This is a genomic window from Asticcacaulis sp., assembly GCF_035497195.1.
Classification (GTDB): Bacteria; Pseudomonadota; Alphaproteobacteria; order Caulobacterales; family Caulobacteraceae; genus Asticcacaulis.
Genome location: NZ_DATJDZ010000011.1, coordinates 76942 through 100795, shown reverse-complemented (window position 1 = coordinate 100795; position 23854 = coordinate 76942). Strand labels below are relative to the sequence as shown.

The window sequence follows — 23854 nt, the reverse complement described above, 5'->3', positions numbered from 1 at the left end:
ATTTATGCCGTTTTTCCTAAATTAGCCATAAGTCGAAAGGTGTTATCCATACCTGACACAGGATTGCTTTGATAATATTCAATACAAGCAAATAAAGAAAAGACACTGGTTTGTTTGAGCCTTGCGCCAGCCTCGCAACCCGCCACAATTTCTTACCAGCTCCTTATTTCGAGTTTTAATTTCGCGGCGCTCATACGGCAAAAACGGCTGTCACAAGAATTGCAAAACGATCAGCTATGCGTTATAGCGCCCGCTTCCCGCCCCATCGCACCGTCTGGGGGATCAAGGGCCAATGACGGGCGTCCACCTTATCCTGTTCACAAGGAAGCAAGAGATGAACGCTGATACCCCCCAATCGAATATGAAAGCCGTCCTGCTCGCCGATACGGTTGAGCACGTCGACATCACGTCCTACGACGCGCGCCCGATCATCGATTCGATGCGCAAGATGAGCTTCTCAAGCCGAGATACCGCCCGCGCCGCCGACATCTTCAACATGGCGCTGGAAGACAAGTCCTGCTCGCCCTGGCTGATCCTGGCCGGTTCGACCTCGGCCGGCGGATGTATGCACGTCTACCGCGACATGGTGAAGTTCGGCATGATCGACGCCGTGGTCGCCACCGGCGCCTCGATTGTTGACATGGACTTCTTCGAGGCCCTTGGCTTCAAGCATTATCAGGCCGCCGGTCCGGTGGACGACAATGTGCTGCGCGACAACTACATCGACCGCATCTATGACACCTATATCGATGAAGAAGAGTTGCAGAACTGCGATCACACGATCCTGGAAATCTGCAACCGCCTGGAGCCGCGCGCCTATTCCTCGCGTGAATTCATCTGGGAAATGGGCAAGTGGCTCTCCGAGGGCAATGCCAAAAAGCCCGGCTCGCTGATCCAGACCGCCTATGAAGAAGGCGTGCCGATCTTCTGCCCGGCCTTTGTCGATTCCTCGGCGGGTTTCGGTCTGGTCAAGCACCAGAAGGAACGCATCGCCGCCAAGCAGCCTTACGTCATGATCGACGCCGTGGCCGATTTCCGCGAACTGACCGACATTAAGATCGCTGCCGGCACCACCGGCCTGTTCATGGTCGGCGGCGGTGTGCCGAAGAACTTCGCTCAGGATACGGTCGTCTGCGCCGAAATCCTCGGCGTCGAAGCCGAGATGCACAAATACGCTGTCCAGATCACCGTCGCTGACGTACGTGACGGCGCCTGCTCGTCCTCGACGCTGAAAGAAGCCGCCTCATGGGGCAAGGTCAACACTACCTATGAACAGATGGTCTTCGCCGAAGCCACCACGGTCGTGCCGCTGATCGGTTCCGACGCCTATCACCGCGGCGCCTGGCAGGGTCGCGTTAAACCGCGCTGGGCAAAACTGTTCGCCTGACGCGCGAATCCGGCCTCATGCAAGAATATGTTCAAAAAAGCGTGAGACTGGGAGTTTATCCCATAAAATGCGGAGATATCTTGTGCATCGCACTAGCATTTTTCGCATAAAGTATTAAGTAAGAGTTTGAAGCTATAACTCATCATACGAGTCGAAAGTCAGTATAGCTGACAATTGAAGCTACAAGTTCGTCACCGGGATCACCCCCCCCTCGAAACCGGTGGCATGCGACGGAGACCATTGCCCCCCAATGGTCTCCGTTTTGCGTTTTGGGACCATTGCGCCCCATCAGGGTCTCATACATCGTTTTGCGTTAGGGTTATGGTCAGAGACCATTGAACCCCATCAGGGTCCACACATCGTTTTTGCGTTAGGTAGCGATGGTCGTGACCACTGAACGCCATACGCATCTACCGTCCCGCGAATCCAACTGAAATTAACCCGGCCTTAAAATACGTTAACCATTTAAATACCTGATTCTGCGTAGAGTTCGCGGCATGACCACACCCATCCGGCCCTCCCTCGCCCAAATGCTGAACCCGCAGGCTCACGCTGTCGCGAAAGCCGCGCCGCAACCGGACGAAAGCAGTTTTGTGAGCGCGCTCCAGGCGCAAAAGGCTTTTTTTCAGCAGGTCACCGCGCCAAAAGTCACCCCGGCCACCTATACGGCGGCGGATATCGCCAGGGCAAACCCCATGCCCATTCAGACGCCCGCCGCACAGGACGCCACCCAGCCCCTGCGCCGGCCCGGCTCCTACCTCAATATCGTGGTTTAAACCGTCTTTTCGACCGGCGAATGGACCAGTTCTTCTTCGTCCGTTCCGTCTGAAACGCCCTCCGACAACGGTGGGAAGGGCAGCTTTTTCAGCTTGCGCGCGCTGAGCCTGGTTTTCAGCTTCTTTTTCTTTTCCGGCTTGGGCAGCTTTTCAGCCTTAAGGCCCTTCTCCTTGCGTGGCTTCGGCTCGGCGGCCCCTTCCTCGCGGGCATGGGTCAGCTTGCGCAGCAGCTTGACAAAGCTGTCACGCTTGGGCGGCGACAGCAGGGCGAGGATCTTTTCGTCAGCCGCCAGAACGCGCGGTTCCATATCGGTGAGCGCCGCCTTGCCGCCTTCGGCGATCTGGACGAGATTGGCGCGGGCATCGGTGGCCGAGCGTTCACGGACCACCAGTTCCTTGGCCAGCATCCGCGACACCAGATCGGCCAGTGTTGAGCGATCAATGCCGGTGACTTTTACCAGGTCGGTCTGGCTGAGGCCTTCAGTGCCTTCCAGCGCTTTCAGGACGGCATATTGCCTTTGCGAAAGCGCACCTTCGCCGGCTTCGGCATTGTAGATATCGAGGGCGATCTGCAAAACGCGGTGCAGCAGGTGCGACGGCGACTCATCGAGCCCGTTTTTAGACATGGTCTTTTCGCCTGACTTTGACTTCTTCATGACGCCCTCCCGATTCCGAATGAACCATTGGGATAGTGTCATCATTATATGTAGCTTTTACGACAATTCAATCCGAACACGGAGGAAGTGACTATTGGGCTTTGTCCGCAGGCTGATCAGTGATCATATTCTTCATCAGGAAGGGCAGCAGGCAGATCGACAGCAGGATTGGGCCGGCGATCATCGAAACCAGCTTCCAGGTCAGCCAGAACTCATCGCTTTGCGTCCGCCAGATGACTTCGTTTACGCCCGCCATAGCCAGGTAGAATAGCGCATAATAGACCGTCAGTTTCGGCCACGCCGTATCCTTGAGCTTGAGTGCCTCACCCAGCAGCAGTTTGAGCGGTTGCTTCTTGAAAGCCAGCGCCCCCAGCAAGATACCGCCGATCAGCACATCGACGATGGTCATCTTGATCTTGACGAAGGTGGCGTCATGGAAAACGACCGTAAGGATGGTCATCGGAATGGTAATCAGGCAGGACACCAACGGAATCCAGGCGATCCGGCGCTCGGCAAGCAGACCGCCGATCAGGGCCAGCGCCGACGCCGCGCCCAGCACGCCGCTGGCCCAGATCAGGCTATCGGCCGCCGGCACCAGTTTGAATATCTTGCAGATAAAAAAAGTCAGGCCGAAGGCGATCAGCGGGCCGTAATCGACCGCCATCTTGACATAGTTTTGCTTCGGCTCGCCCGGTTCCAGCGCCAGTTCGGGATTGGCCTCGCCAAGCTTTTCAGCGGCAGCGCCCAAGGCACGATCAACAATCCTGTCGCCTTCGCGGATTTCGTCGGTCAGTTTCGGCTCATCCGTCATTTTTATCTCCGAGCGGCTCCAGGCCAACCATCGACCGGGCGAAATCGCGCGCCTTGAAAGCGTGCAGGTCTTCGATATCCTCGCCAACGCCAATCAGTTTGATGGGGGCATCGGAGGCCTTGGCGATCGGGATCAGGATACCGCCGCGCGCCGTACCGTCGAGCTTAGTCATGACCAGCCCGGAAACAAACGCCTGACGGCCGAAAATCTGTTCCTGGCTAAGCGCATTGCGGCCTACCGTGGCGTCGAGCACCAGCAGGGTTTCGTGCGGCGCGTCCGGATCAACCTTCTTGATGACGCGTACGACCTTGAGAAGTTCATCCATCAGGGCCTGCTTGTTTTGCAGGCGGCCGGCGGTATCGATCAGCACGACATCGTAGCCTTCTGCCTTCGCCTTGACGAAGCTGTCATAGGCCAGGCCCGCCGCATCGGCGCCGGTCTTGCGGCCCATGAAATCGGCGCCGGCGCGCTCGGCCCAGACTTTAAGCTGCTCAACGGCGGCGGCGCGGAAGGTATCACCCGCCACGATCAGGACTTTCGCGCCTTGCTTGACCAGCGAAGAAGCGATCTTGCCGAGCGTCGTCGTCTTGCCGGAGCCATTGACGCCGACGAACAGCACGACATAGGGCTTGGGACCGGAGAGCGGGTCGAACGTGCCTTCGTGGTCAACCAGTTCATCCGCCAGTGCTTCGGCCAGGGCCGCACGGACGGCATTGGAATCCTTGGCGGAATTGAATTTTTGCTGCGCCATCTTGCCGGCGATGGTGGCGGCAATCTGCGGGCCTAAGTCGCTTTCGACCAGCAGGTCTTCCAGTTCCTCAAGCGCGGCATCGTCCAGCGCTTCCTTTTGCTGGAACACTTGCGTGACGGATTCAGTCAGTTGTGTCGAGGTGCGGGAAAGGCCCTGCGTCAGGCGCTGGAACCAGCCTTTTTTCTTATCGTCAGTCATACCGCTTGCTGTAGCTCAGTTTTAACGACCGCGCCAAGCACATGTTTGCCATCATGGCCGTGGATGCGGATATCGCTGATGCCGCCAACCGGTGCCTCGCCCTCAAAGACCACTTCCGTGAAATCGGCGGCGCGGGCGAAGCCGAGTTTTTCGACCACGCAGGACAGCATGCGGCTTTGTTGGCGGATCAGATGGCGAGTCAGCGCCTCTTCGGCCTTAGCGCGCAGACGGGCAGCACGTTCCTTGATGACGGGGCGTGCCAGTTGCGGCATCTTGGCGGCCGGGGTCTGCGGACGCGGCGAATAGGGGAAGACGTGGACGAAGCTGAGATCGCAGGCATCGACCAGCGACACGGCATTGGCAAACATCTCTTCGGTTTCGGTCGGGAAACCGGCGATCATATCGGCGCCGAACGAGATATCCGGGCGAACGGCCCGCACCTTCTCGACCAGCCGTATCGAATCGTCGCGCAGGTGCCGACGCTTCATCCGCTTCAGGATCATATCGTCGCCATGCTGAAGACTGAGATGCAGATAGGGCGCCAGCCGCTCTTCCTCGGCGAAGGCGCGCAGCAGTGTATCATCGATCTCGGCGGCATCGATGGAACTGAGACGCAGACGTTTGAGATCGGGCACCAGTTTGAGGATGCGCGTCACCAGATGGCCAAGCTGCGGATTACCGGGCAGATCACCGCCCCACGAGGTCAGGTCGACGCCAGTCAGCACAACCTCATTATAGCCCTGCGCCACCAGCTTTTGCGTCTGGCTGATGACATCACCGGCGGCGGCCGACCGCGAATTGCCGCGGCCATAGGGGATGATGCAGAAGGTACAGCGATGGTCGCAGCCGTTTTGCACCTCAACAAAGGCGCGGGCGCGATCTTTCAGGCCGTCAATCAGATGACCGGCGGTTTCCTGCACCGAGAAGATGTCGTTGACGACAATGCGAGCGCTGTCCGGCGTCAGCTTGTAACTGCCAGCCTTTTGCTTGTCACCATTGCCGATGATGAAATCGACCTCGGCCATATTGGCGAAGGTGTCGGGATCGGTCTGGGCGGCGCAGCCGGTGACGATCAGCCTTGCGTCCGGATTCTCTTTGCGGGCGCGACGGATGGCCTGACGCGCCTGACGCACGGCCTCGCCGGTGACCGCGCAGGTGTTGAAGATGATGGCGTTGTCGAGCCCATCCTCGGCGGCGGTCTTGCGGATGACCTCGCTCTCGTACGAATTCAGCCGGCAGCCGAAGGTGACGATATCGACTTTACTCACGACAGCTCACCGGAGAACTCAACCTCTATCGGCCCGGTCATGATGACGTGATCGTTTTCCGCCCAGGCGATATGCAGCGGGCCACCATCCATGATGACGGTGGCGGATCGGTCGGTCAGGCCTCGACGGGCGGCGGCCACCAGCGTGGCGCACGCTCCGGTGCCGCAGGCCAATGTGATGCCGGCGCCGCGTTCCCACACGCGCATCCGGATGGTCTGGCGGTCGATGATCTGCGCGAATTCGACATTGACGCCTTCGGGGAACAGCGGATGGTTTTCAATCAGCGAACCGGTGGCGGCGACATCGACGCGATTGACATCCGGCACGAAGAAAACGACATGCGGATTGCCCATGCTGACCGCGACCGGCGTGTGATAGAGCGGCGCATCGATCGGCCCGACCTGCAATTCGAGGCGTTCGGTGTTCATTTCCTCGGCAAGCGGAATCTGTTGCCAGTCGAGTCCCGGCTTGCCCATGTCGACGCTGGCCGTGCCGGTCATGGCGTCGGCACGCAGCACACGCGCCTTGGTCAGGCCGCCGAGCGTATCGATCTTCAGCGTCTTGTCCGAAGCGTCCTGATTGAGATACCAGGCAACGCAGCGCAGGGCATTACCGCAGGTCTCAACCGTGCCGCCGTCATTGTTCCAGACGCGCATAAAGGCATCGCCCTGTGGCGAGCCTTCTATGGAGATAAGCTGATCGAAGCCGATACCGGACGTGCGGTCGCCCCAGGCGCGGATCTGCTCCGGCGCCGGTGTGAAGGCGGTGTCGCGGGCGTCAATGACAATGAAATCATTGCCGAGGCCGTTCATCTTGAGAAAAGGACGGGTCATTGAGCGCTATATAGTCGCAAACCCGCCGGACTTACAGGTCTTTTCGCAAATCATATAGTCACGCCGGATGACCGGCCATGGCGCGCAGGGTATCGTCACTCTGCACAACCTGATTGCGGCCAGATTGCTTGGCCTTATAGAGCGCCGCGTCGGCCGCCGCGACCAGTTGCGCGCCCTCCGTGGCCCAGGCCCCTTCTGTCGATGCCAGGCCGATACTGATGGTCACAACGCCACTGACGGAAGGTGACGGAAGGGCAAGCCCTACTACGGTACTCAGCATTCTGTGCGCGATATGCGCGGCGGCCTCTGCGTCCGTACCGGGCATGACGATGGCGAATTCCTCACCGCCATAGCGCGCCACCAGGTCGCTTGAACGTGACGCGCAGGCGTTGAGCGCACGGCTGATCCGGCGCAAATACTGATCGCCTTCAGGGTGGCCATAGCTATCGTTCAACATCTTGAAATGATCGATATCCACCATAAGCAGCGACAGGCTTTCGCGTGAACGCAACGCGCGTTTGAACTCATGCGACAATGTCTCGTCGAAATGACGGCGATTGGCGAGTTCGGTCAGCCCATCGATCCGACTGAGATGCTCAAGATGGCTTTTGTCGGCCTGTACCCGCAACTGGACAAGCACGGTGCGGGCGCCATATCCCACCAGCGCGATCACGAAACCCAGGACCGCGAGCACCGGTTTGTAAAAGACGAGCAAGCAGGAAATCGCGAACAGGGTCAGTGGCAGCATGATCGGGCTGGCGGCGCGCACGATCATGCTGATTTTCGGCGAAGCCAGCGAGGTGCGGCTCTCGGGCGGCCCTGCAAAGCGCCGCGAGGCCAGTACGGCCAGGATCAGGAAAGGAATATCGATCAGGACATCGACAGACCCGCCGTAATCCGAGTTCATTTCGTGATGGTTGATATAGGCCGCCACGAGCAGATAGACGCCCGAAAAGACAGTGGTGATCCGGAAAAAATCCTTCTGAAAGCGGTCCGTGCTGGCCTGGCAGCGCACCAAGTTGAACACGAAAATGAAGAGATTCTGGACGTCCAGCATCAACCTGAGTTGCAACATGCCTGCATTATTGGCGCCGGCCATGGTGGCGAAGGTGAAGGTGCCGGCAAAGAACAATCCGCCCAGCGCCAGCGCCAGCACGGCATCGATCACGCGGGCCGGCCAGATTTCGTCGTTCGAACTAGCGACAATAAATGTAAGCGGCACGCCGTAGAGCACATAAAACAGCATCGACAGGCCGGAGAGATCGGTCGTCACAGGCGCGACGACATCCATATACCAGGTCGCCACAATACCGACATCCCACAGGCAAAGGCTCAAGGCCAGGGCGTACCAGTTCAGCGCGGCCTGACTCGAACGGGCACAGACCAGGACTGCCCCCGCCGCCAGCAGGGGCGCCAGAATCAGAAAGCCATAGGATATAGCCTTTGCTGCGCCAGGAAACAGGCTGAGAACAAGCAGATGAGCGACCACATAGCCACACGCGGCGGCCAGGACGACGGATTGTGAATATTTCCAGACCACGCGCGGCCCCTTCTGATTACGCGTCAGAATGGCATCACGCTTTTAATTTCGCGCTAAACGGAATGGTTACGCAAAACTTACGAAGTTTGGGTCCGTGATCCCAAAAACTTAACCCTTATGCCAAAGAAAAACCCGGCCTTTTGGACCGGGTTTTTCTTTGGAAGGAGAGAAGATGCGGGGCCGCAGGCTCCGGGGTCGCAGACCCCACACCCCATAAGCTTAAGCGAAGCCACGCAACCGCATCAGCGCATCACGGTTCACATCGCGGCCGAGGAAGTTGCGATAGGCCACGTCCTGCGGGACGGTGTCGCCGACGCTGAGGATAGTCTCGAAATAGTGCTTCGCCATCGGCCCCTTGAAAGGTCCGCCCTCCTTCATAAACTTCTCATAGGCATCGGCCACCAGAGCATCCGACCACAGGTAGGAGTAATAACCCGCCGAATAGCCGTCATCGGCGAAGATATGCGCGAACTGCGTCGGGCGGTGACGCATGACGATTTCCTTCGGCATGTTCAGCTTGGCCAGTTCAGTCTTTTCAAACGCGACGATGTCGATATCGACCTCACCAGCCAGGTGGTACATCATGTCAATCAGGGCGCAGGCGAGATATTCGACCGTGGCAAAGCCCTGATTGAACTTCGACGACTTCACCAGCTTTTCCTGCAATTCGGCCGGCATCGGCTTGCCGGTTTCATAGTGGATGGCGAACTGGTTCAGCACCACCGGCAGCGGCAGCCAGTGCTCATTGAGCTGCGACGGGAACTCGACGAAATCGGTCGCCGTATTCGTGCCGCCTTGCGACGGGTAATAGGCATTGGACGACAGGGCATGAAGCGCATGACCGAACTCATGGAACATGGTTTCGGCGTCATCCCACGAAATCAGGATCGGCTTGCCCGGCTCGGCCTTGATGAAATTGCAGTTGTTCGAGCAAATGCAGATGTGCTTGAGCATATAGGACTGGCCCTGATACTCGGTTTCCCAGGCGCCGGAAGATTTGCCTTCGCGCGCATAGGGATCGTAATACCAGACGCCGATCTGCTTGCCGGCGCGCATCACCTTGTAGGTCGTCACATCGGGATGGAAGACCGGCACATCGGTGATCTTGATGAACTCGAAGCCGTACATCTTGTTGGCGGTCCAGAACATGGCGTCCTGCATCTTGTCGAGCTGGAGATAGGGCTTCACTTCCGACTCATCGAGATCGTATTTCGCCTTCTTCACCTTCTCGGAATAGAAGCGGTAATCCCACGGCGCGATGGTAATGTTGGCGCCTTCACTGTCCGCAATTTTCTGCATGTCGGCCACTTCTTCGTGGACGCGATTGACCGCCGGCCCCCAGACAGCTTCCATCAGGTTCATGGCATTTTCGGGCGTCTTGGCCATGGCGACTTCGAGGCGCCAGTGAGCGTGCGTCGGGTAGCCGTAGAGCTTGGCGCGCTTTGCCCTCAGTTTCAGTATCTGGGCGCCGATCTTCTTGTTGTCCCACTGGTCGTTATTGTCGCCGCGCATGATGTAGGCGGTCCACACCTTTTCACGCAGGTCGCGGCGGGTCGAATAGGTGGTGAAGGGCTCCATGGCCGAACGTGTGTTCTGCACGGCATACATGCCCGGCTTTCCCAGTTCCTTCGCCTTGGAAGCAAGGGCAGCAATGAAAGGCTCCGGCAGGCCGGCCAGGTCGTCCCTGGTGATGAAGGTGGCTTGCGCCTCGTCGTGTTTCAGGTTGTTGGCGAAGCTGTTGAACAGGGTGGCCAGTTGCTGATTGATATCGGCCACTTCCTTCTTCTGTTCGGGCGAAAGCTTGGCGCCGGCGCGGACAAAATTATTGTACTTCTTCCACAACAGGCGATCCTGCTGTGGATTAAGCTTGAACTGTTCGCGATTATTATAAACCGTCTCAATGCGCTGGAAGAGATCGGGGTTCTGCATGATCTCGTCGCCGAAGGCCGCCTTGATAGGCGACAGCTTGGCGGAGACATCGGGGAAAGCGCCGGTTGAAAGATTGCTGTCCCACACATTGTAGACAGCGCCGACGCGATCATATTCCGCGCCCGAAACCTCAAACGGCTCAATGATGGTCTCGAAGGTCGGGGGCGAGCGCTTCATGGTGATCGATTTGATTTCGGCGCGCATGGCGTCCATGGCGGCGAGCGTCGCCGGCTCGAAATCGACGATCTTCACCTTGTCGAACGGCGGCACGCCGCCGTAAGGGCCAGTCCAGGGCTGGGTGAGATAAGCAGTAGCGATGGCGGCACCTCCGGTGCTTTGCGCGAATGTGGGCGTGGTGACGAAGGCGGCGGCGCTGGTGCCGGCCATCAGGCTGAGGGCCGTGCGGCGGTTCATATGGGATGAAGGCATTGTGAACTCCTTTATGGGTTCAGGTCAGAAAAGGCCTGTTTACGGCACAAGACAAAAGTCGTAACTGATGAACCTATAGACCGCAACAAACGCGGCCAAATTAAGTTTTCGTAACACAGGAAATCAGTTCATGGCGATAGGCGTTTTTGATTCCGGCATCGGCGGTTTGAGCATCCATCGTGCGCTGGTCGATCGAATGCCCCAGGCCGATTTCGTCTATCTCGCCGACCAGAAGAATACGCCCTATGGTGACCGCTCCGGCGAGGAGATCGTCGAACTGACTAAGGCTGGCTGCGAAACCCTGTTTGAAGCCGGCGCATCTTTGGTGGTGCTGGCCTGCAATACCGCTTCGGCCGTCGCCCTGCGCCGCCTGCAATCCTCATGGCTCGCGCAATTCCGCAAGACTTACAAACGCCCGGTCAACGTGCTGGGGATCATCGTCCCCACCATCGAAGCCGCCACCGGCCTGCCCTGGGAACACGAGGCCGAACGCCGCGGTGACAAGATTCAGAAACTGGATGTTGTCGGCGTTTTTTCCACCGTCGCCACGGCCCGTTCGCGTGTCTATGAGATCGAAATCGACAAGCGCCGTCAGGATATCGCCGTCTTCACCGAAGCCTGTTCCGGCCTGGCCGACATGATTGAACAGGGGGCGGCGCGCGAATATCTGTCCGCCAAGATCAAGGGGCATGTCGAAAGCCTGCGTATCCGCATCGGCCGCTATCCTGACCGCGCCATCCTCGGCTGCACCCACTATGAACTGGTCGCCGACCTTTTCTGCGAACACCTGCCCGCCGGCACGCCGCTGATCCACCAGCCCGCGCCGGTATCGAAGGCTCTGGCCGATTATATCGAGCGCCATCCGGAATACACCATTGGCGACACCGGCGAACGCACTTTCCTGACGACCGGAGAACCCCGCACACAGTCCGCGCTGATCGAAGCCTTCTGGGGCGCACCTTTGACGTTCGAAGCGGTTAGCGCAGTCAAGGCAGCGTAAAAACCGTCACAATAGGTCGCTAGGCTGACAATTCCCGCTGTTGGAATCCGTCATGCTGAAAGCCCTGATCGCTGCAATTGCCCTTTTGGCCCTACCTCCAATGGCTATGGCGCAGGAAGATTGGCCCGACGCTGAAATTGTCGTGAAGGGCAAGATCGCCACCGGCCCGGCCATGTGGCGCGTCACCAAAGGCGATAGCCAGATCATCATTCTTGGCATACTTCCGGTTTTCCCGAAGAAACAGGCATGGAGCACAAAGCGCGTTGAGAACGCCCTGCGTGGCGCCAATGGCCTGATCACCCCGCCGGCCAGCAGTACCGGAGTCGGCGACATGTGGCTGATGATGTCGAAAAAGGGTTTGCCCAATCGCCGCACGCTCAAGGAAGACCTGCCACCGGCGCTTTATGCCCGCTACGAGACCACGGCCAAACGCGCCGGCATTCCGATCAAGGATTTCGCCCGTGACAAACCGGTCTGGGCCGGCGCCCGCCTGCGCCGGGAAGTGCTGCAAAAATACGGCCTGAGCGACGACGCCACGACATCTGCGGTCAAGCGGTTGGCCGGCGCCGCAGGTGTGCCGGTCCGCGCGGCCGGGCGCTATGACATGGGACCGCTGTTCAAGACGGTCAACGCCATGGATGATGCCGCCAGCCAGGCCTGCCTGACCTATACGCTGGACGATATCGATTTCGACCTTAACCGCGCCCCTATCGCCGCCAAGGCCTGGGCGGTCGGTGATATCTCAACCGTTCGCGCCAACTATCAGGGTTCGGCACTGATGAAGTGCCTGTCCGGCTCTTCGGGCGCTTCGGCCATGCTCGACCGCAGCGTCAGCGACTCCGTTCGGGCGATCACCACGGCCGCCAGCAAACCCGGTAAGACCGTGGCTGTCCTGCCACTGGCCCTGCTGCTGCGCAAGGGTGGTGTGCTGGAACGCCTGCGCACGGCGGGTTACAGCGTGTCTTCGCCTAAGGAGTAGAAAAGGCAAGGGGTCACAGCCCCCTTGACCCCGAAACGCGGTAGGCTGTGCCTCATGGCCTTAACCTACTCCGCCGCGATATCCACCGGCGCCGACGTCCGGATCAGGTGATCGAAGGCTGACAGCGCCGCCTTGGAGCCTTCGCCCATGGCAATGACGATCTGCTTGTAGGGCACGGTCGTCGCGTCGCCGGCGGCGAAGATACCGTGGGCCGAGGTTTCCCCGCGCGCATTGATCTCGATCTCGCCGTGCTTCGACAGGGCGATCGTGCCCTTCAGCCATTCGGTGTTGGGCAGCAGGCCGATCTGGACGAAGATGCCTTCCAGTTCGATATCATGCAGGGTGTCGTGCAGACGGGTGCGGTAGGTCAGGCTTGTGACCTTATTGCCGTCGCCATGCACTTCCGTGGTCTGGGCATTGGTGATGACCGTCACGTTCGGCAGGCTGTAGAGCTTGCGTTGCAGGACGGCGTCGGCGCGCAGTTCCGGAGCGAATTCCAGCAAGGTGACGTGGGCCACGATGCCGGCCAGGTCGATGGCCGCCTCGACGCCGGAATTGCCGCCGCCGATCACGGCCGTGCGCTTGCCCTTGAACAGCGGCCCGTCACAGTGCGGGCAATAGGCCACGCCCTTGTTGCGGTACTGGTCTTCGCCAGGCACGCCCATCTGGCGCCAGCGGGCACCGGTGGAGATGACCACGGTGCGGGCGCGCAGGGCGGCGCCGCTTTCGAGACGCACTTCCGCCAGGCCGCCAGGCTCGGACGCCGGGATCAGCGACGTGGCCTTTTGCAGGTTCATGATATCGACTTCGTAGTCCCTGACGTGCTGCTCCAGCGCCGTGGCCAGTTTCGGGCCTTCGGTGTGCGAGACCGAGATGAAGTTTTCAATCGCCATTGTATCGAGCACCTGGCCGCCGAAGCGCTCGGCCACCACGCCGGTGCGGATGCCCTTGCGCGCCGCATAGATGGCAGCCGCCGCACCGGCCGGACCGCCGCCAATCACCAGCACATCGAATTCCGACTTGGCGTCGATCTTGGCCGCTTCACGCGCCTGGGCGCCCGTATCGATCTTGGCCAGGATCTGTTCCAGGCCCATGCGGCCCTGGCCGAACGGCTGACCATTGACGAGGATGGTCGGGACGGCCATGACCTGACGCGCCTCGACCTCATCCTTGAACAGGGCGCCGTCGATAGCGACATGCTTGATCTTCGGGTTGAGCACGCTCATCAGGTTCAGCGCCTGCACCACGTCCGGGCAGTTCTGGCAGGTCAGCGAGAAATAGGTTTCAAACTTCAACTCACCGTCGATATCCAGCGCCTTGACCTGCTCGATCACATCGGCTTCGACGCGCGGCGGGTGGCCACCGACCTGCAAAAGCGCCAGCACCAGCGAAGTGAATTCGTGACCCATTGGCAGGCCGGCGAAGGTGACTGAAATATCCGTGCCGGGGCGGACGATAGCAAAGGACGGCACGCGGGCATCGGCGCCATCGGTCTTCAGCGAAACCTTGCTGGATGCCTCAACGATATCATTCAAAAGCTCGATCATTTCGCGTGACTTCGCGCTGTCGTCAATCGTGGCGACCAGTTCAATCGGCATCCGGAGGTTTTCCAGATACGCTTTCAGTTGCGTCTTCATACCCGCGTCAAGCATGGTGGTACTCCGTTAGTAATAGGGGGAAATCATTGTCCATATTCAGGCTCCGCAGAGCCTGCATAAGGAGAATGATGAGGGGAGCGAACTCCCCTCAAAGGGGGCACATGGGGGAAAGCTTGTTTCCCCCATGATCACTAAATCTTGCCGACGAGATCGAGCGACGGCGCCAGAGTGGCTTCGCCTTCTTCCCACTTGGCCGGGCAGACTTCGCCGGGGTGCGAAGCCACGTATTGCGCAGCCTTCACCTTGCGGAGCAGTTCGGTGGCGTTACGGCCGACGCCTTCCGAGGTGATTTCCATGAACTGGATGATACCGTCCGGATCGACCAGGAAGGTGCCGCGATCGGCCAGGCCGATGCCCGGACGCATCACGTCGAAGTTATTGGTGATCGTGCCGGACTGGTCGCCGACCATGTAGTAGCTGATCTTGCTGATGGCGGGCGAGGTGTCGTGCCAGGCCTTGTGTGAGAAGTGCGTGTCGGTCGAGACCGAAAACACTTCGACGTTCAGCTTTTGCAGTTCGGGATAGATGCCGGCCAGGTCTTCCAGCTCGGTCGGGCAGACGAAGGTGAAATCGGCCGGATAGAAGAAGAAGATGGACCACTTGCCCTTGGTGTCGGCTTCGGAGATGTCGACGAACTTGCCTGCCTTGTAGGCGGTCGCCTTGAAAGGCTTGATGGCGGTGTTGATGAGAGCCATGGGGTATTTCCTTGATAAGTGTGGAACCGGGTTAAGCGGTACGAGGGGACAATCGCTCAAAACGCGCAATAGAGCAAATTTGTTTTATTTTATTTTTACATAGATTTTACTTATGACGCTTTTAAAGCCGCTTCGGCGCGGATAACCGCCGAAATGGCATTGACCGTGGAGGCGATACGCAGGGCGGCCTGAATCTGTACGGCGGTGACGTCGTGGTTGCGCAGCACCTTTTCGTGGCTGTCCATGCACAGGCCACAGGCATTGACCGCCGAAACCGCCAGCGACCACAGTTCGAAATCGACCTTGTCGACGCCTGGATTGGCCAGGATATTCATGCGTAACCCGGCGCGCATCTTTTCATATTCCTTGTTCTGCATCAGGTGCAGGGCGCGGAAATAGACATTGTTCAGCCCCATGATGGCGGCCGCGGCCTTGGCGGCGGTGATGGCCTCCGGCGTCATAACCTCACCAACGGCGGCCTCGATATTTTTCACCACCGCCGGCACACCGACAGCATGCGCGCAGGACAGGAAGGTGCCCCATTTCTGTTGGTCATTGAGGAGGGTCTCAGCCAACAGATTTGTCAGGTTCAGTGACAGGTCGCGGGCATAGGCGGGGATCAGGCTTTGCAGGGTATCAATGGACATGGGGACCTCGGCTGTAAATTAGAAATGGTTATGAATTTTGACAACTCAATAAACTGATCTTATATTACAATCATGCTCCCTACTCTCAGACAATTGCAATATCTCAAGCTGCTCGCCGAACATAAGAGCTTCGGCGGTGCGGCGGAAGCGGCTTTCGTGTCGCAGCCGGCGCTTTCCTCCGGCATTGCCGAGCTGGAAAAGATACTCGGCGTCCGCGTGGTCGATCGCTCACGCGGGCAGGTGATCCTGACCGCCGTCGGCGAGGAAACCTTGAAACGCGCCGAGGATATCCTGGCGCGCAGCGAAGATATGGTGGAGGCGGCGCGCGGCGCCAATCGGCCGCTGACCGGACGTTTCCGGCTGGGCGTCATCCCGACCGTGGCGCCGTTCCTGCTGCCCAAGGCCTTACGGAAACTGCGCACGGACTTTCCCGATTTGCGCCTGTTCCTGCGCGAGGATCAGACGGCGCGGCTGATCACGTCGCTCAAATCCGGGGCGCTCGATGCCGCCGTCATCGCCCTGCCCTATGATCTGGCCGGGCTGGATCACGCCTTTATCTGCAAGGACGAGATCGTGGCGGCCACGCCGTTCGGGCATCATTTGTCAAACAGCTCGCATATCGCACCGGAAGACCTGAAGAACGAGGAGCTAATCCTGCTGGAGGACGGCCACTGCCTGCGCGATCATGCCCTGGCCGCCTGTTCGTGGACCTCACCTACCGGCACCTCGGAATCGCTCTCGACCTACACGGCCAATCATGGCGGCGGCTTCGCGGCGACCTCACTCAATACGCTGGTTCAGATGGTCGGCTCTGGTCTGGGCGTTTCGCTGCTGCCGGCGATGGCGGTCGAGTCCGGCATGGTCAAGGCCTCCGAGGTCAGTGTGCGCCCCCTTGCCTCCGACCATGCCTTCCGCGATATTGTCGTCATCTGGCGCGCCGGTTCCAGCCGGGCCGCCGAGGCGCGCCTGCTGGCCGAAAAGCTCAAGGAGTAGCCGATGCGGATCGTCTGTATGGCTCTTGTTCTCCTACTCGCCGCCTGCTCGAAGCCAGCACCGGAAGCGGAGGTGTCATCAGCATCTGCCGTCGCTCCGCCGCCAGTGGAAGATCACTGGCCCGGCAAATACGAAGGCGATCTGATGGTGCGCATCAGCGGCCAGCCGAATGCGCACAAGGTGGTGCTGGTGGCGGCGACGGCCGATGGCTGCACGGGCGATATCGGTCTGGCCGGCGGCGAACCGGCGAAAGACATCTCTCCGACCGAACTGAACCTGACTCTCAAGCCCAACGAAACGACAACCTGTATAGTCACTATCAAGAAAGACGGCGACAAGCTGACGGTCTCCGAAAGCGGCATCTGCACGGTTTATCACGGCCTGGCTTGCAGCTTTAACGGTTCGGCCGTCATGTTGAAGTAAGAATTTGAACCACGAATGAACACGAATACGCGCGAAAGCGCGCGTATTCGTGTTCATTCGTGGTTTATTTCTTGGTTTGCGGATCATCTGGTAGAGAAATCTGTGATCCCGAATCTACGTCACCGCTTTCAGCCAACTCACGTCTTTCAAGCTCGGCGAGGGCTTTGAACACACCGTCATACCGATCAAGCGTTCGCCGCATCGCCTCTTCAATAGTGATCGCAGGTTTTTCGGATTTAGAATCTTCGGTCATAAATTCCCATTGCCATAGATTGATCAATTAGGCACGTTCCGATTGAGTTCATCCAGCCAGATTTTCGCATTACCGTCGGAAGGCGCCCGCCAGTCGCCGCGCGGAGAGAGAGCGCCGCCGGAGATCAGTTTCGGACCATTGGGCGCCGCCGAGCGCTTGAACTGCGAGATCGTGAAGAAGCGGAACAGGAACAGTTCCAGCCATTTCCGGATTTCAGGAAGCGTATATTTGTCCTTCCACGCCTGATAACTGAGGAAAGCGACCTTGGAGGGTTTGAGGCCATAGCGCGTGATATAATAGAGATTGAAATCCTGAAGCTCATAAGATCCGACCTTGTCCTCAGTCTTCTGGATCACACCCGCCTCAATCGGCACCAGTTCCGGCGAGATTTCCCGGTCGAGCACCGATTGCAGGATGCGGCCGGTTTTTGCGTCAAACTCCCGCATCGCCGCCCAGCGGATCAGGTGCTGGATCAGAGTTTTCGGCGCGCCGCAATTGACATTGTAGTGGCTCATATGGTCGCCGACGCCGTAGGTGCACCAGCCTAGCGCCAGTTCGGACAGATCGCCGGTGCCGACGACAAAGCCCTTCTTTTCACCCGCCAGCCGGAATAGAAAATCAGTGCGCAGGCCGGCCTGAACGTTCTCGAAATTGACATCGTAAACGCGCTCACCGCGTGAGAACGGATGGCCGATATCGAGCAGCATTCGCTTCGCCGCCGGACGGATATCAAGTACTTCGGCGGAGATGCCCAACGCCTTCATCAGTTTTAACGCATCATTACGTGAGCCGGTCGAAGTGCCGAAACCCGGCATGGTGTAACCGTGGATATTGGCGCGCGGCAGGCCCAGACGGTCAAACGCCTTGCAGGCCACAATCACCGCATGGGTGGAATCCAGCCCGCCGGAAATGCCGATGACGACATTCTGCGTGTTGCTGGTCGAGAGACGCTGCATCAGGCCATGCACCTGGATATTGAAGGCTTCGTAGCAGTCTTCGTCGCGCCGATCCGGATCGGCCGGCACATAGGGAAAGCGCGCCACCTGACGATGAAAATCGGTCAGGTCATGCGCTTCGTGGTCGAACAGAGTGATCGTGACATCGGTCGCGCTGGTACGGCGGGCGTCATTAAAGGTGACGGTACGCAGGCGCTCATTGGCGATACGGTCGGCGTCGATATCAGCTAAGGTCACGCTGTCAGAGGTGAAGCGCGGCCCTTCGGCGATCAGATCGCCCAGTTCATAGATCAGCGACTGACCGTCCCAGGCGAGGTCGGTGGTCGATTCGCCCGGCCCGGCGGCGGAATAGGCATAGGCGCAAAACATCCGCTCGGAAGCGGCGGCGCACAGGCGTTTGCGTGCCCGCGACTTGCCGATCACCACCGGCGAGGCTGACAGGTTGACGATGATATTGGCGCCAAGAAGCGCTAAAGAGGTCGAAGGTGTCTGTGGCACCCACAGGTCTTCGCAGATCTCGACACCGAAGGTGAAGGCCTCGAAATCCTGCGCCCGGAAAATCTGATCGGTGCCGACATATACCGGCTGGCCCGCCAATTCGATAAAGGTCGGGGCCAGATCAGCGGCCGAAGCGAAGTAGCGGCGCTCATAATATTCGCGGTAGTTCGGCAGGTAGGTTTTTGGCACCACACCCAATACCCGGCCGCGATGGATCACAACGGCACAATTGTATACGGCGCCATCTATCAGGAGCGGTGCACCGGCCACCAGAACCGGACGCAGCTTTTTCGAGGCTTCGGCCAGATCATTGACCGCTTGCTTCACCGCATCCAGCAAAACCTCCTGCGTGAACAGATCATCGATGGCGTAGGCGCTTAAGGAAAGTTCCGGGAAAACAACCAGATCGGCGCCAGCTTCATCGGCACGTTTTGCCAGCGACAAATGCTCCGCCAGATTGGCCTGCGGATCGGCGATATGCACTTTCGGCGTCACGCAGGCGATGCGGACAAAACCATGAGAGGCCGGAGAAAAGAAATTTTGCAGTTTTTTGGTCATTTTAGCAATTCAGGATTCATGATTTGTCATTAATGACAGATAATCACAAATCATATAAGAACGATATCCGGATTTAGCCCGTAAATTTGATCAATATGGCTGATACGATAGCCTGATTTGTCATTTTGGTTTCATTTAAAACTATTTAGCTTTTTTGCAATCGCGCCCATTTTTTGAAAGCGCCTTTTGTTCGCCTCTGTTATGGAGGCCGCATGACCGTCACCCTTCAAGACATCGAAGCCGCCGCCGAACGCATCAAGGGCCATATTGTCCGCACGCCTTGCGTCTTTTCTCAACGCCTGAGCACGGCGACGAAGACCAAGGTCTGGATCAAGTCGGAAAACCAGCAATATACCTCGGCCTTCAAGGAACGCGGCGCGCTCAACAAGCTGCTGCAACTGAGCGATGACGAAAAACGGCGCGGCGTCTTCGCGGCCTCCGCCGGCAATCACGCGCAAGGCCTGGCCTATCACGCCACGCGGCTCGGCATTCCGGCCACCATCGTCATGCCGTTCGGCACCCCCTTTGTGAAGGTACAGAAGACGCAGGGCTTCGGCGCCAATGTCGTCATCGAAGGCGCCAGCTACGACGAATCCTCCACCATTGCGCAAAAACTCTGCGCTGAAAAAGGCGGGGTCTATGTCCATCCGTTCAATGACGAACAGGTCCTGACCGGCCAGGGCACGCTTGTGCTTGAAATGCTTGAGGACGTGCCGGAACTCGACGTGATCATCGTCCCCATCGGCGGCGGCGGGCTGATCGCTGGCGCGGCCATCGCCGCCAAGGGCATCAAGCCGTGGATCAAGATCATCGGCGTCGAGGCAGCCATGTTCCCGTCCTTTACCGCCAGGCGCCGCAATATGCCGATCCCGATGGGCGGCGCCACAATCGCCGAAGGCATCGCGGTGAAAGAGGTCGGCGATATCTCATTCGGCCTCGCCAATCCGCTGGTCGATGACGTACTGATCATCGACGAGGCCGATTTCGAACGCGGCATCGCCGCCTATGCCAATGTCGAGAAGACCATTGCCGAAGGCGCCGGCGCTGCCGGACTGGCCGCGGTGATGCGTTTCCCCGAACGCTTCGAGGGCCTGAATGTCGGCCTGATCCTCTGCGGCGGCAATATCGACCTGCGCCTGATGGCCAGCGTGCTGCAACGCGAACTGGTCCGCGAAAAACGCCTTGTCACCTACCGAATCTTAGGCGACGATCGCCCCGGCATGTTGTCACGCATGGCCGATGTCATCTCCCTGAAGGGCGGTAATATCGTTGATGTGGCGCACAACCGCCTGGTGCTCGATGTGCCCGCCAAGGGGGCCGAGTTCGACATCATGGTGGAGACGCAAGGCCCCATCCACGCCTTTGAAATTTCAGAAGCCCTCAGGAGCACCGGATATGCCCTACGCATGGATTAAAAATGGGGGATGGACTAAAAAAGCCACCCTTTTCGCCCTCGCTTTCATTCTTACCGCATGTGGACAAGCCATGGACAAGACAAACGCCCAGACAGTGGCCGAACAGAACCTGCAAAAGGGCCAGGAATTCCTGACGCAGACCGCCAAGGTGCCGGGCGTCAGTGTCCTGCCGTCGGGCGTGATGTACAAGATCATTTCGCGCTCGCCCGATAGCGCTTCCGGGCCAGGCGCGCAACCGACCGTGGCCGATAACGTCACCATCAATTACGAAGGCAAGCTGCTCGACGGCTCGGTTTTCGATTCGTCCTTCGCCCGCAATGAACCGGCCAATTTCCCGCTCGGCCGCCTGATCCCGGCCTGGCAGCAAGTCATTCCGCTGATGCACGTCGGTGACGAGATCGTGCTCTACACCCCACCGACCGCCGCCTATGGCGAACGCGACCTCGGCGAAATTCCGCCCAACTCGACTCTGATCTTCCGCGTGCAATTGCTGGGCATCAATCAGTAATGCGTATCGTTCCTTTTATCGTGCTCGCTGGCCTGCTCACCCTGACGGCTTGCGGCCAGTCCGCCGACACCAGCGCCCAGCTTGAAGCCATGCAGGCTTCGGCCGATGCCGCGGCCTCACAAAACCTGAAAGAAGGCGAGGCCTATCTGGCCGATATCGCCAAACAGCCGGGTATCATCAAACTGCCGTCTGGCGTGATGTACAAGTTCGTCTCCCATGCCGCCAATCCCGGCGCCCAGCCGACGGTCAATGACACGGTCACTACCCATTATGAAGGCAAGCTCCTCAACGGCACGGTTTTCGATTCATCGTTTGTGCGCAATGAGCCAGCCAGCTTCCCGGTTGGCGGCGTCATTGAAGCCTGGCAGGAGGTTATTCCGCTGATGCGTGTCGGCGACGAGGTGATGCTCTACACGCCGGCTTCCGCGGCCTATGGTGAAGTTGATAAGGGAAAAATTCCACCTAACTCAACGCTGATTTTCCGCATTCAGTTGCTGGGCGTGCAGGGGAAATAAGCCTCACCGCGGTCGCTTTGAACGAGGGCGTTTTACTGCGCGGGTCGACCGCTGTGCCGGTCAGGCAATTGGCCTCCGGATAATAGGCCATGACCGAGCCACGGGCGATATCGAAGGCGCGCAAGGTGACATCCGCCATCACGCCGGTATCGGATTCGACCGTGGCGATATCGCCATCCTTGAATCCTTGCTGGGCCAAGTCTTCGGCATTGAGCATGACGCTCCAGCGATCAATGCCGCCGCGATAGCTGTCGGTGCGCTCATAGATAATGCTGTTGAACTGGCCTTCGGAACGCACCGTGGTCAGCCACAGGCCGTAGCGGCGCTTCGGCAGGGGTCGGGTAACGAAGCTGGCCTTGCCGTCGATCGTATGGAATTGCGGCGTATGCAGCAGCCGACCGCGCACATGGAATTCGCGTTTGGCCACATCGATATCGGCCAGGTCTTCCATACCAGGTACGATGCGGGCTATGGCTTCGCGCACAGTTTTGTGCTGCTTGAAAGCGGTGAAATCGATCGGGCTGCCCGGCATCATACGCGTCGCCAGATCGCACAAAATATCGCTTTCCGGCCGGACATTGCGCAGACGGGTAATGCCGCCATCCGATAGCCTGACGAAGTTGAACATCGATTCCTGCGTGGTCGGCTGCCACTCCTCATCGCGTGCCGTCACCGGCAGGATCAGGGCTTCGGACTCGTCGCAGCCGTGGATATGGCCCTTGTTAAGCGTGGTGGTCAGGTAGAGCTTGAAGCCGACCCGGTCCATCGCTTCTTCGGCAAAGGCGCTGTCCGGATTGGCCTCGAAGAGGTTGCCGCCCATCAGCAGGGCAGCATCCATACCGCCGGTATGGGCCGCCTTCATGCAGGCCATGGTATCGAGCCCCTTGTCCTGCGGCAGCTCGATACCGAAGGCGGCTTCCATCTTTTCCAGGATCTCTTTCGCCAATACCGGCTTGACACCAATCGTGCCGATACCCTGCACATTGGAATGGCCACGCAAGGGCAAAAGCCCCGCGCCGGGTCGGCCGATCTGGCCGCGCAACAGGGCGAGATTGGCGATATATTCGACATTGTCGCAGCCATTGAGATGGTGCGTGATTCCCATGCCCCAAGCGAAGATCGCCGATTTTGATTTGGCATACAGCCCGGCCACACGCTCGATTCCGGCGCGGCTGAGGCCCGATTGCGCTTCGATTTCCGCCCATTCGGTCGCCTCGATATCGGCTCGAAAAATATCGAACCCATTGCTGTACGCGGTAATGAAATCCTCATCCTGCGCGCCCCGTTCCAGCACCACCTTTGCCAGGCCTTTCAGCACCGCCATGTCGCCGCCGATGCGCGGCTGGAGGTAATCCGAAGCGATCCAGTCGCCACCATTCAGCATGGACTTCACGCTTTTCGGCAGGGCGAAGCGCACCAGTCCGGCCTCCTTCGCCGGATTGATGATGACCACCTCGCCGCCACGATCACGTACGGCTTTCAGCTTATGGATCAGTCGCGGATGGTTGGAGGACGGGTTGGCGCCGACGACCATGACGAAATCGCAACGGTCGAGATCTTCCAGCTCAACGGTAGAGGTGCCGGTGCCAATGGTCGAGCCTAAGCCCACGCCGGTCGCCTGATGGCAGTAGTAGGAGCAGTTATTGACATTATTGGTGCCGAAGGCCCGCGCCAGCAATTGCAGGATAAAGCCGGCCTCGTTCGATGCGCGGCCCGACGAATAGAAGAAACTGCGTGCTGGCGTGGCCGCCCCGAAACGCGCCGCCGCCAGATCGAGCGCCTCATTCCAGCCGATGGGCTGATAACGGTCGCTGTCCTTCGGCTTCCAGATCGGCATGGCGAGACGGCCGAGATGTTCGATTTCATAGCCGTCGAGTTCGCGCAGATCGGTCAGCGAATGGGTCAGGACGCCTAGCGGAATACCGGGCTGGATATCGGTCGATTGTGCCTGAATGGATTTATTACAAACCGAAGGAAACTCACCCGCCTCATTGGTCATGCCGCCTTTTTGCCCGCCCATGCCGAGCCCGCAGGCCTTGCAGGTATTGTGAGCGGTTAATGCCTTGGCCGTATTTTCCAGACCGATGCGCTGGGCCGTCTGCAAGGCATACAGCACCTTCTTGACACCGCCACCGACAACCGGCCTGGACATGTTCTACTCCCACTTATGGGTGCAGG

The 23854-nt window shown here is 59.0% G+C and carries 22 protein-coding genes; 9 read left to right on the top strand and 13 right to left on the bottom strand.

What is annotated here, in order from left to right; genetic code table 11:
• Positions 1 to 334 precede the first annotated feature (334 nt).
• Entirely contained in the window at positions 335 to 1387 is a 1053-nt protein-coding gene (locus VL130_RS03645) for a 1,9-bis(guanidino)-5-aza-nonane synthase (RefSeq protein ID WP_414636205.1), read from the top strand.
• 497 nt (positions 1388 to 1884) lie between these two features.
• A complete protein-coding gene (locus VL130_RS03640; protein WP_325361317.1) occupies positions 1885 to 2163 on the top strand; it encodes a hypothetical protein in 279 nt (92 codons plus the stop codon).
• On the opposite strand, the gene VL130_RS03635 is transcribed toward VL130_RS03640, so the two are convergent.
• From VL130_RS03635 to VL130_RS03605, 7 genes are all read right to left on the bottom strand, one after another.
• Positions 2160 to 2819, bottom strand: coding sequence for a MarR family winged helix-turn-helix transcriptional regulator (locus tag VL130_RS03635; RefSeq protein WP_325361314.1), 660 nt, complete (start codon positions 2817 to 2819; stop codon positions 2160 to 2162). The two genes, VL130_RS03640 and VL130_RS03635, sit on opposite strands and share 4 nt — an antisense overlap.
• Before the next feature lie 91 nt (positions 2820 to 2910).
• Complete coding sequence (locus tag VL130_RS03630; protein ID WP_325361312.1) at positions 2911 to 3630, bottom strand: inner membrane-spanning protein YciB; 720 nt, start codon at positions 3628 to 3630, stop codon at positions 2911 to 2913.
• A complete protein-coding gene (gene ftsY / locus VL130_RS03625; RefSeq protein ID WP_325361310.1) occupies positions 3620 to 4579 on the bottom strand; it encodes a signal recognition particle-docking protein FtsY in 960 nt (319 codons plus the stop codon). Before ftsY ends, VL130_RS03630 begins: the two co-directional genes overlap by 11 nt.
• The gene (mtaB, locus tag VL130_RS03620) at positions 4576 to 5847 is read right to left on the bottom strand and encodes a tRNA (N(6)-L-threonylcarbamoyladenosine(37)-C(2))-methylthiotransferase MtaB (RefSeq protein WP_325361308.1); all 1272 of its coding nucleotides are present in this window, start codon (positions 5845 to 5847) and stop codon (positions 4576 to 4578) included. Before mtaB ends, ftsY begins: the two co-directional genes overlap by 4 nt.
• Complete coding sequence (dapF, locus tag VL130_RS03615) at positions 5844 to 6680, bottom strand: diaminopimelate epimerase (RefSeq protein ID WP_325361306.1); 837 nt, start codon at positions 6678 to 6680, stop codon at positions 5844 to 5846. Before dapF ends, mtaB begins: the two co-directional genes overlap by 4 nt.
• 58 nt (positions 6681 to 6738) lie before the next feature.
• Positions 6739 to 8220 (bottom strand): diguanylate cyclase, encoded by a 1482-nt coding sequence (locus VL130_RS03610; protein ID WP_325361304.1) that lies wholly within the window; start codon positions 8218 to 8220, stop codon positions 6739 to 6741.
• Positions 8221 to 8439: 219 nt separating this feature from the next.
• On the bottom strand, positions 8440 to 10578 hold the full coding sequence (locus tag VL130_RS03605) for a M3 family metallopeptidase (RefSeq protein WP_325361302.1): 2139 nt from the start codon (positions 10576 to 10578) through the stop codon (positions 8440 to 8442).
• A gap of 130 nt (positions 10579 to 10708) precedes the next feature.
• Here VL130_RS03605 and VL130_RS03600 point away from each other — a divergent pair, with 130 nt between their 5' ends.
• Together VL130_RS03600 and VL130_RS03595 are read left to right on the top strand one after the other, a co-directional pair.
• On the top strand, positions 10709 to 11578 hold the full coding sequence (locus tag VL130_RS03600) for a glutamate racemase (protein ID WP_325361300.1): 870 nt from the start codon (positions 10709 to 10711) through the stop codon (positions 11576 to 11578).
• Between the two features lie 52 nt (positions 11579 to 11630).
• Complete coding sequence (locus tag VL130_RS03595; protein WP_325361298.1) at positions 11631 to 12557, top strand: TraB/GumN family protein; 927 nt, start codon at positions 11631 to 11633, stop codon at positions 12555 to 12557.
• 65 nt (positions 12558 to 12622) lie between these two features.
• Here the strand turns inward: VL130_RS03595 and ahpF are convergent, their stop codons facing one another.
• From ahpF to VL130_RS03580, 3 genes are all read right to left on the bottom strand, one after another.
• On the bottom strand, positions 12623 to 14209 hold the full coding sequence (gene ahpF / locus VL130_RS03590) for an alkyl hydroperoxide reductase subunit F (protein ID WP_325361296.1): 1587 nt from the start codon (positions 14207 to 14209) through the stop codon (positions 12623 to 12625).
• Between the two features lie 137 nt (positions 14210 to 14346).
• Entirely contained in the window at positions 14347 to 14910 is a 564-nt protein-coding gene (gene ahpC, locus VL130_RS03585) for an alkyl hydroperoxide reductase subunit C (RefSeq protein ID WP_325361294.1), read from the bottom strand.
• Between the two features lie 110 nt (positions 14911 to 15020).
• Positions 15021 to 15557 carry a carboxymuconolactone decarboxylase family protein gene (locus VL130_RS03580; protein WP_325361292.1) on the bottom strand — a complete coding sequence of 179 codons (537 nt, stop codon included), beginning with the start codon at positions 15555 to 15557 and terminating at the stop codon, positions 15021 to 15023.
• Between the two features lie 72 nt (positions 15558 to 15629).
• On the opposite strand from VL130_RS03580, the gene VL130_RS03575 reads away from it, so the two are divergent.
• On the top strand, positions 15630 to 16550 hold the full coding sequence (locus VL130_RS03575; protein ID WP_325361290.1) for a hydrogen peroxide-inducible genes activator: 921 nt from the start codon (positions 15630 to 15632) through the stop codon (positions 16548 to 16550).
• 18 nt (positions 16551 to 16568) lie between these two features.
• Positions 16569 to 16973, top strand: a complete 405-nt coding sequence (locus tag VL130_RS03570) for a hypothetical protein (protein WP_325361288.1) — start codon at positions 16569 to 16571, stop codon at positions 16971 to 16973.
• 64 nt (positions 16974 to 17037) lie between these two features.
• Here VL130_RS03570 and VL130_RS03565 read toward each other — a convergent pair whose 3' ends face one another.
• Both VL130_RS03565 and VL130_RS03560 read right to left on the bottom strand, forming a co-directional pair.
• Positions 17038 to 17226, bottom strand: a complete 189-nt coding sequence (locus VL130_RS03565) for a hypothetical protein (RefSeq protein WP_325361287.1) — start codon at positions 17224 to 17226, stop codon at positions 17038 to 17040.
• Positions 17227 to 17249: 23 nt separating this feature from the next.
• On the bottom strand, positions 17250 to 19238 hold the full coding sequence (locus tag VL130_RS03560; RefSeq protein ID WP_325361286.1) for an NAD(+) synthase: 1989 nt from the start codon (positions 19236 to 19238) through the stop codon (positions 17250 to 17252).
• A gap of 212 nt (positions 19239 to 19450) precedes the next feature.
• Between VL130_RS03560 and VL130_RS03555 the strand changes: the two genes are divergently transcribed.
• From VL130_RS03555 to VL130_RS03545, 3 genes are all read left to right on the top strand, one after another.
• The gene (locus VL130_RS03555) at positions 19451 to 20653 is read left to right on the top strand and encodes a threonine ammonia-lyase (protein WP_325361284.1); all 1203 of its coding nucleotides are present in this window, start codon (positions 19451 to 19453) and stop codon (positions 20651 to 20653) included.
• 70 nt (positions 20654 to 20723) lie between these two features.
• Positions 20724 to 21161: an FKBP-type peptidyl-prolyl cis-trans isomerase gene (locus VL130_RS03550; protein ID WP_325361281.1), complete on the top strand. Its 438-nt coding sequence runs from the start codon at positions 20724 to 20726 to the stop codon at positions 21159 to 21161.
• Positions 21161 to 21676 carry an FKBP-type peptidyl-prolyl cis-trans isomerase gene (locus tag VL130_RS03545; protein ID WP_325361279.1) on the top strand — a complete coding sequence of 172 codons (516 nt, stop codon included), beginning with the start codon at positions 21161 to 21163 and terminating at the stop codon, positions 21674 to 21676. The genes VL130_RS03550 and VL130_RS03545 overlap by 1 nt, the downstream gene beginning before the upstream one ends.
• On the opposite strand, the gene VL130_RS03540 is transcribed toward VL130_RS03545, so the two are convergent.
• Complete coding sequence (locus tag VL130_RS03540) at positions 21624 to 23828, bottom strand: FdhF/YdeP family oxidoreductase (RefSeq protein WP_325361275.1); 2205 nt, start codon at positions 23826 to 23828, stop codon at positions 21624 to 21626. The two genes, VL130_RS03545 and VL130_RS03540, sit on opposite strands and share 53 nt — an antisense overlap.
• Between the last annotated feature and the right edge of the window lie 26 nt (positions 23829 to 23854).

Bases quoted from the DNA above. Each gene is read 5' to 3' on its own strand.
- VL130_RS03645 (WP_414636205.1), top strand. From the start codon at position 335: ATGAACGCTGATACCCCCCAATCGAATATGAAAGCCGTCCTGCTCGCC.
- VL130_RS03640 (WP_325361317.1), top strand. From the start codon at position 1,885: ATGACCACACCCATCCGGCCCTCCCTCGCCCAAATGCTGAACCCGCAG.
- VL130_RS03635 (WP_325361314.1), bottom strand. From the start codon at position 2,819: ATGAAGAAGTCAAAGTCAGGCGAAAAGACCATGTCTAAAAACGGGCTC.
- VL130_RS03630 (WP_325361312.1), bottom strand. From the start codon at position 3,630: ATGACGGATGAGCCGAAACTGACCGACGAAATCCGCGAAGGCGACAGG.
- ftsY (WP_325361310.1), bottom strand. From the start codon at position 4,579: ATGACTGACGATAAGAAAAAAGGCTGGTTCCAGCGCCTGACGCAGGGC.
- dapF (WP_325361306.1), bottom strand. From the start codon at position 6,680: ATGACCCGTCCTTTTCTCAAGATGAACGGCCTCGGCAATGATTTCATT.
- VL130_RS03605 (WP_325361302.1), bottom strand. From the start codon at position 10,578: ATGCCTTCATCCCATATGAACCGCCGCACGGCCCTCAGCCTGATGGCC.
- VL130_RS03600 (WP_325361300.1), top strand. From the start codon at position 10,709: ATGGCGATAGGCGTTTTTGATTCCGGCATCGGCGGTTTGAGCATCCAT.
- VL130_RS03595 (WP_325361298.1), top strand. From the start codon at position 11,631: ATGCTGAAAGCCCTGATCGCTGCAATTGCCCTTTTGGCCCTACCTCCA.
- ahpF (WP_325361296.1), bottom strand. From the start codon at position 14,209: ATGCTTGACGCGGGTATGAAGACGCAACTGAAAGCGTATCTGGAAAAC.
- ahpC (WP_325361294.1), bottom strand. From the start codon at position 14,910: ATGGCTCTCATCAACACCGCCATCAAGCCTTTCAAGGCGACCGCCTAC.
- VL130_RS03580 (WP_325361292.1), bottom strand. From the start codon at position 15,557: ATGTCCATTGATACCCTGCAAAGCCTGATCCCCGCCTATGCCCGCGAC.
- VL130_RS03575 (WP_325361290.1), top strand. From the start codon at position 15,630: ATGCTCCCTACTCTCAGACAATTGCAATATCTCAAGCTGCTCGCCGAA.
- VL130_RS03570 (WP_325361288.1), top strand. From the start codon at position 16,569: ATGGCTCTTGTTCTCCTACTCGCCGCCTGCTCGAAGCCAGCACCGGAA.
- VL130_RS03565 (WP_325361287.1), bottom strand. From the start codon at position 17,226: ATGACCGAAGATTCTAAATCCGAAAAACCTGCGATCACTATTGAAGAG.
- VL130_RS03560 (WP_325361286.1), bottom strand. From the start codon at position 19,238: ATGACCAAAAAACTGCAAAATTTCTTTTCTCCGGCCTCTCATGGTTTT.
- VL130_RS03555 (WP_325361284.1), top strand. From the start codon at position 19,451: ATGACCGTCACCCTTCAAGACATCGAAGCCGCCGCCGAACGCATCAAG.
- VL130_RS03550 (WP_325361281.1), top strand. From the start codon at position 20,724: ATGGACAAGACAAACGCCCAGACAGTGGCCGAACAGAACCTGCAAAAG.
- VL130_RS03545 (WP_325361279.1), top strand. From the start codon at position 21,161: ATGCGTATCGTTCCTTTTATCGTGCTCGCTGGCCTGCTCACCCTGACG.
- VL130_RS03540 (WP_325361275.1), bottom strand. From the start codon at position 23,828: ATGTCCAGGCCGGTTGTCGGTGGCGGTGTCAAGAAGGTGCTGTATGCC.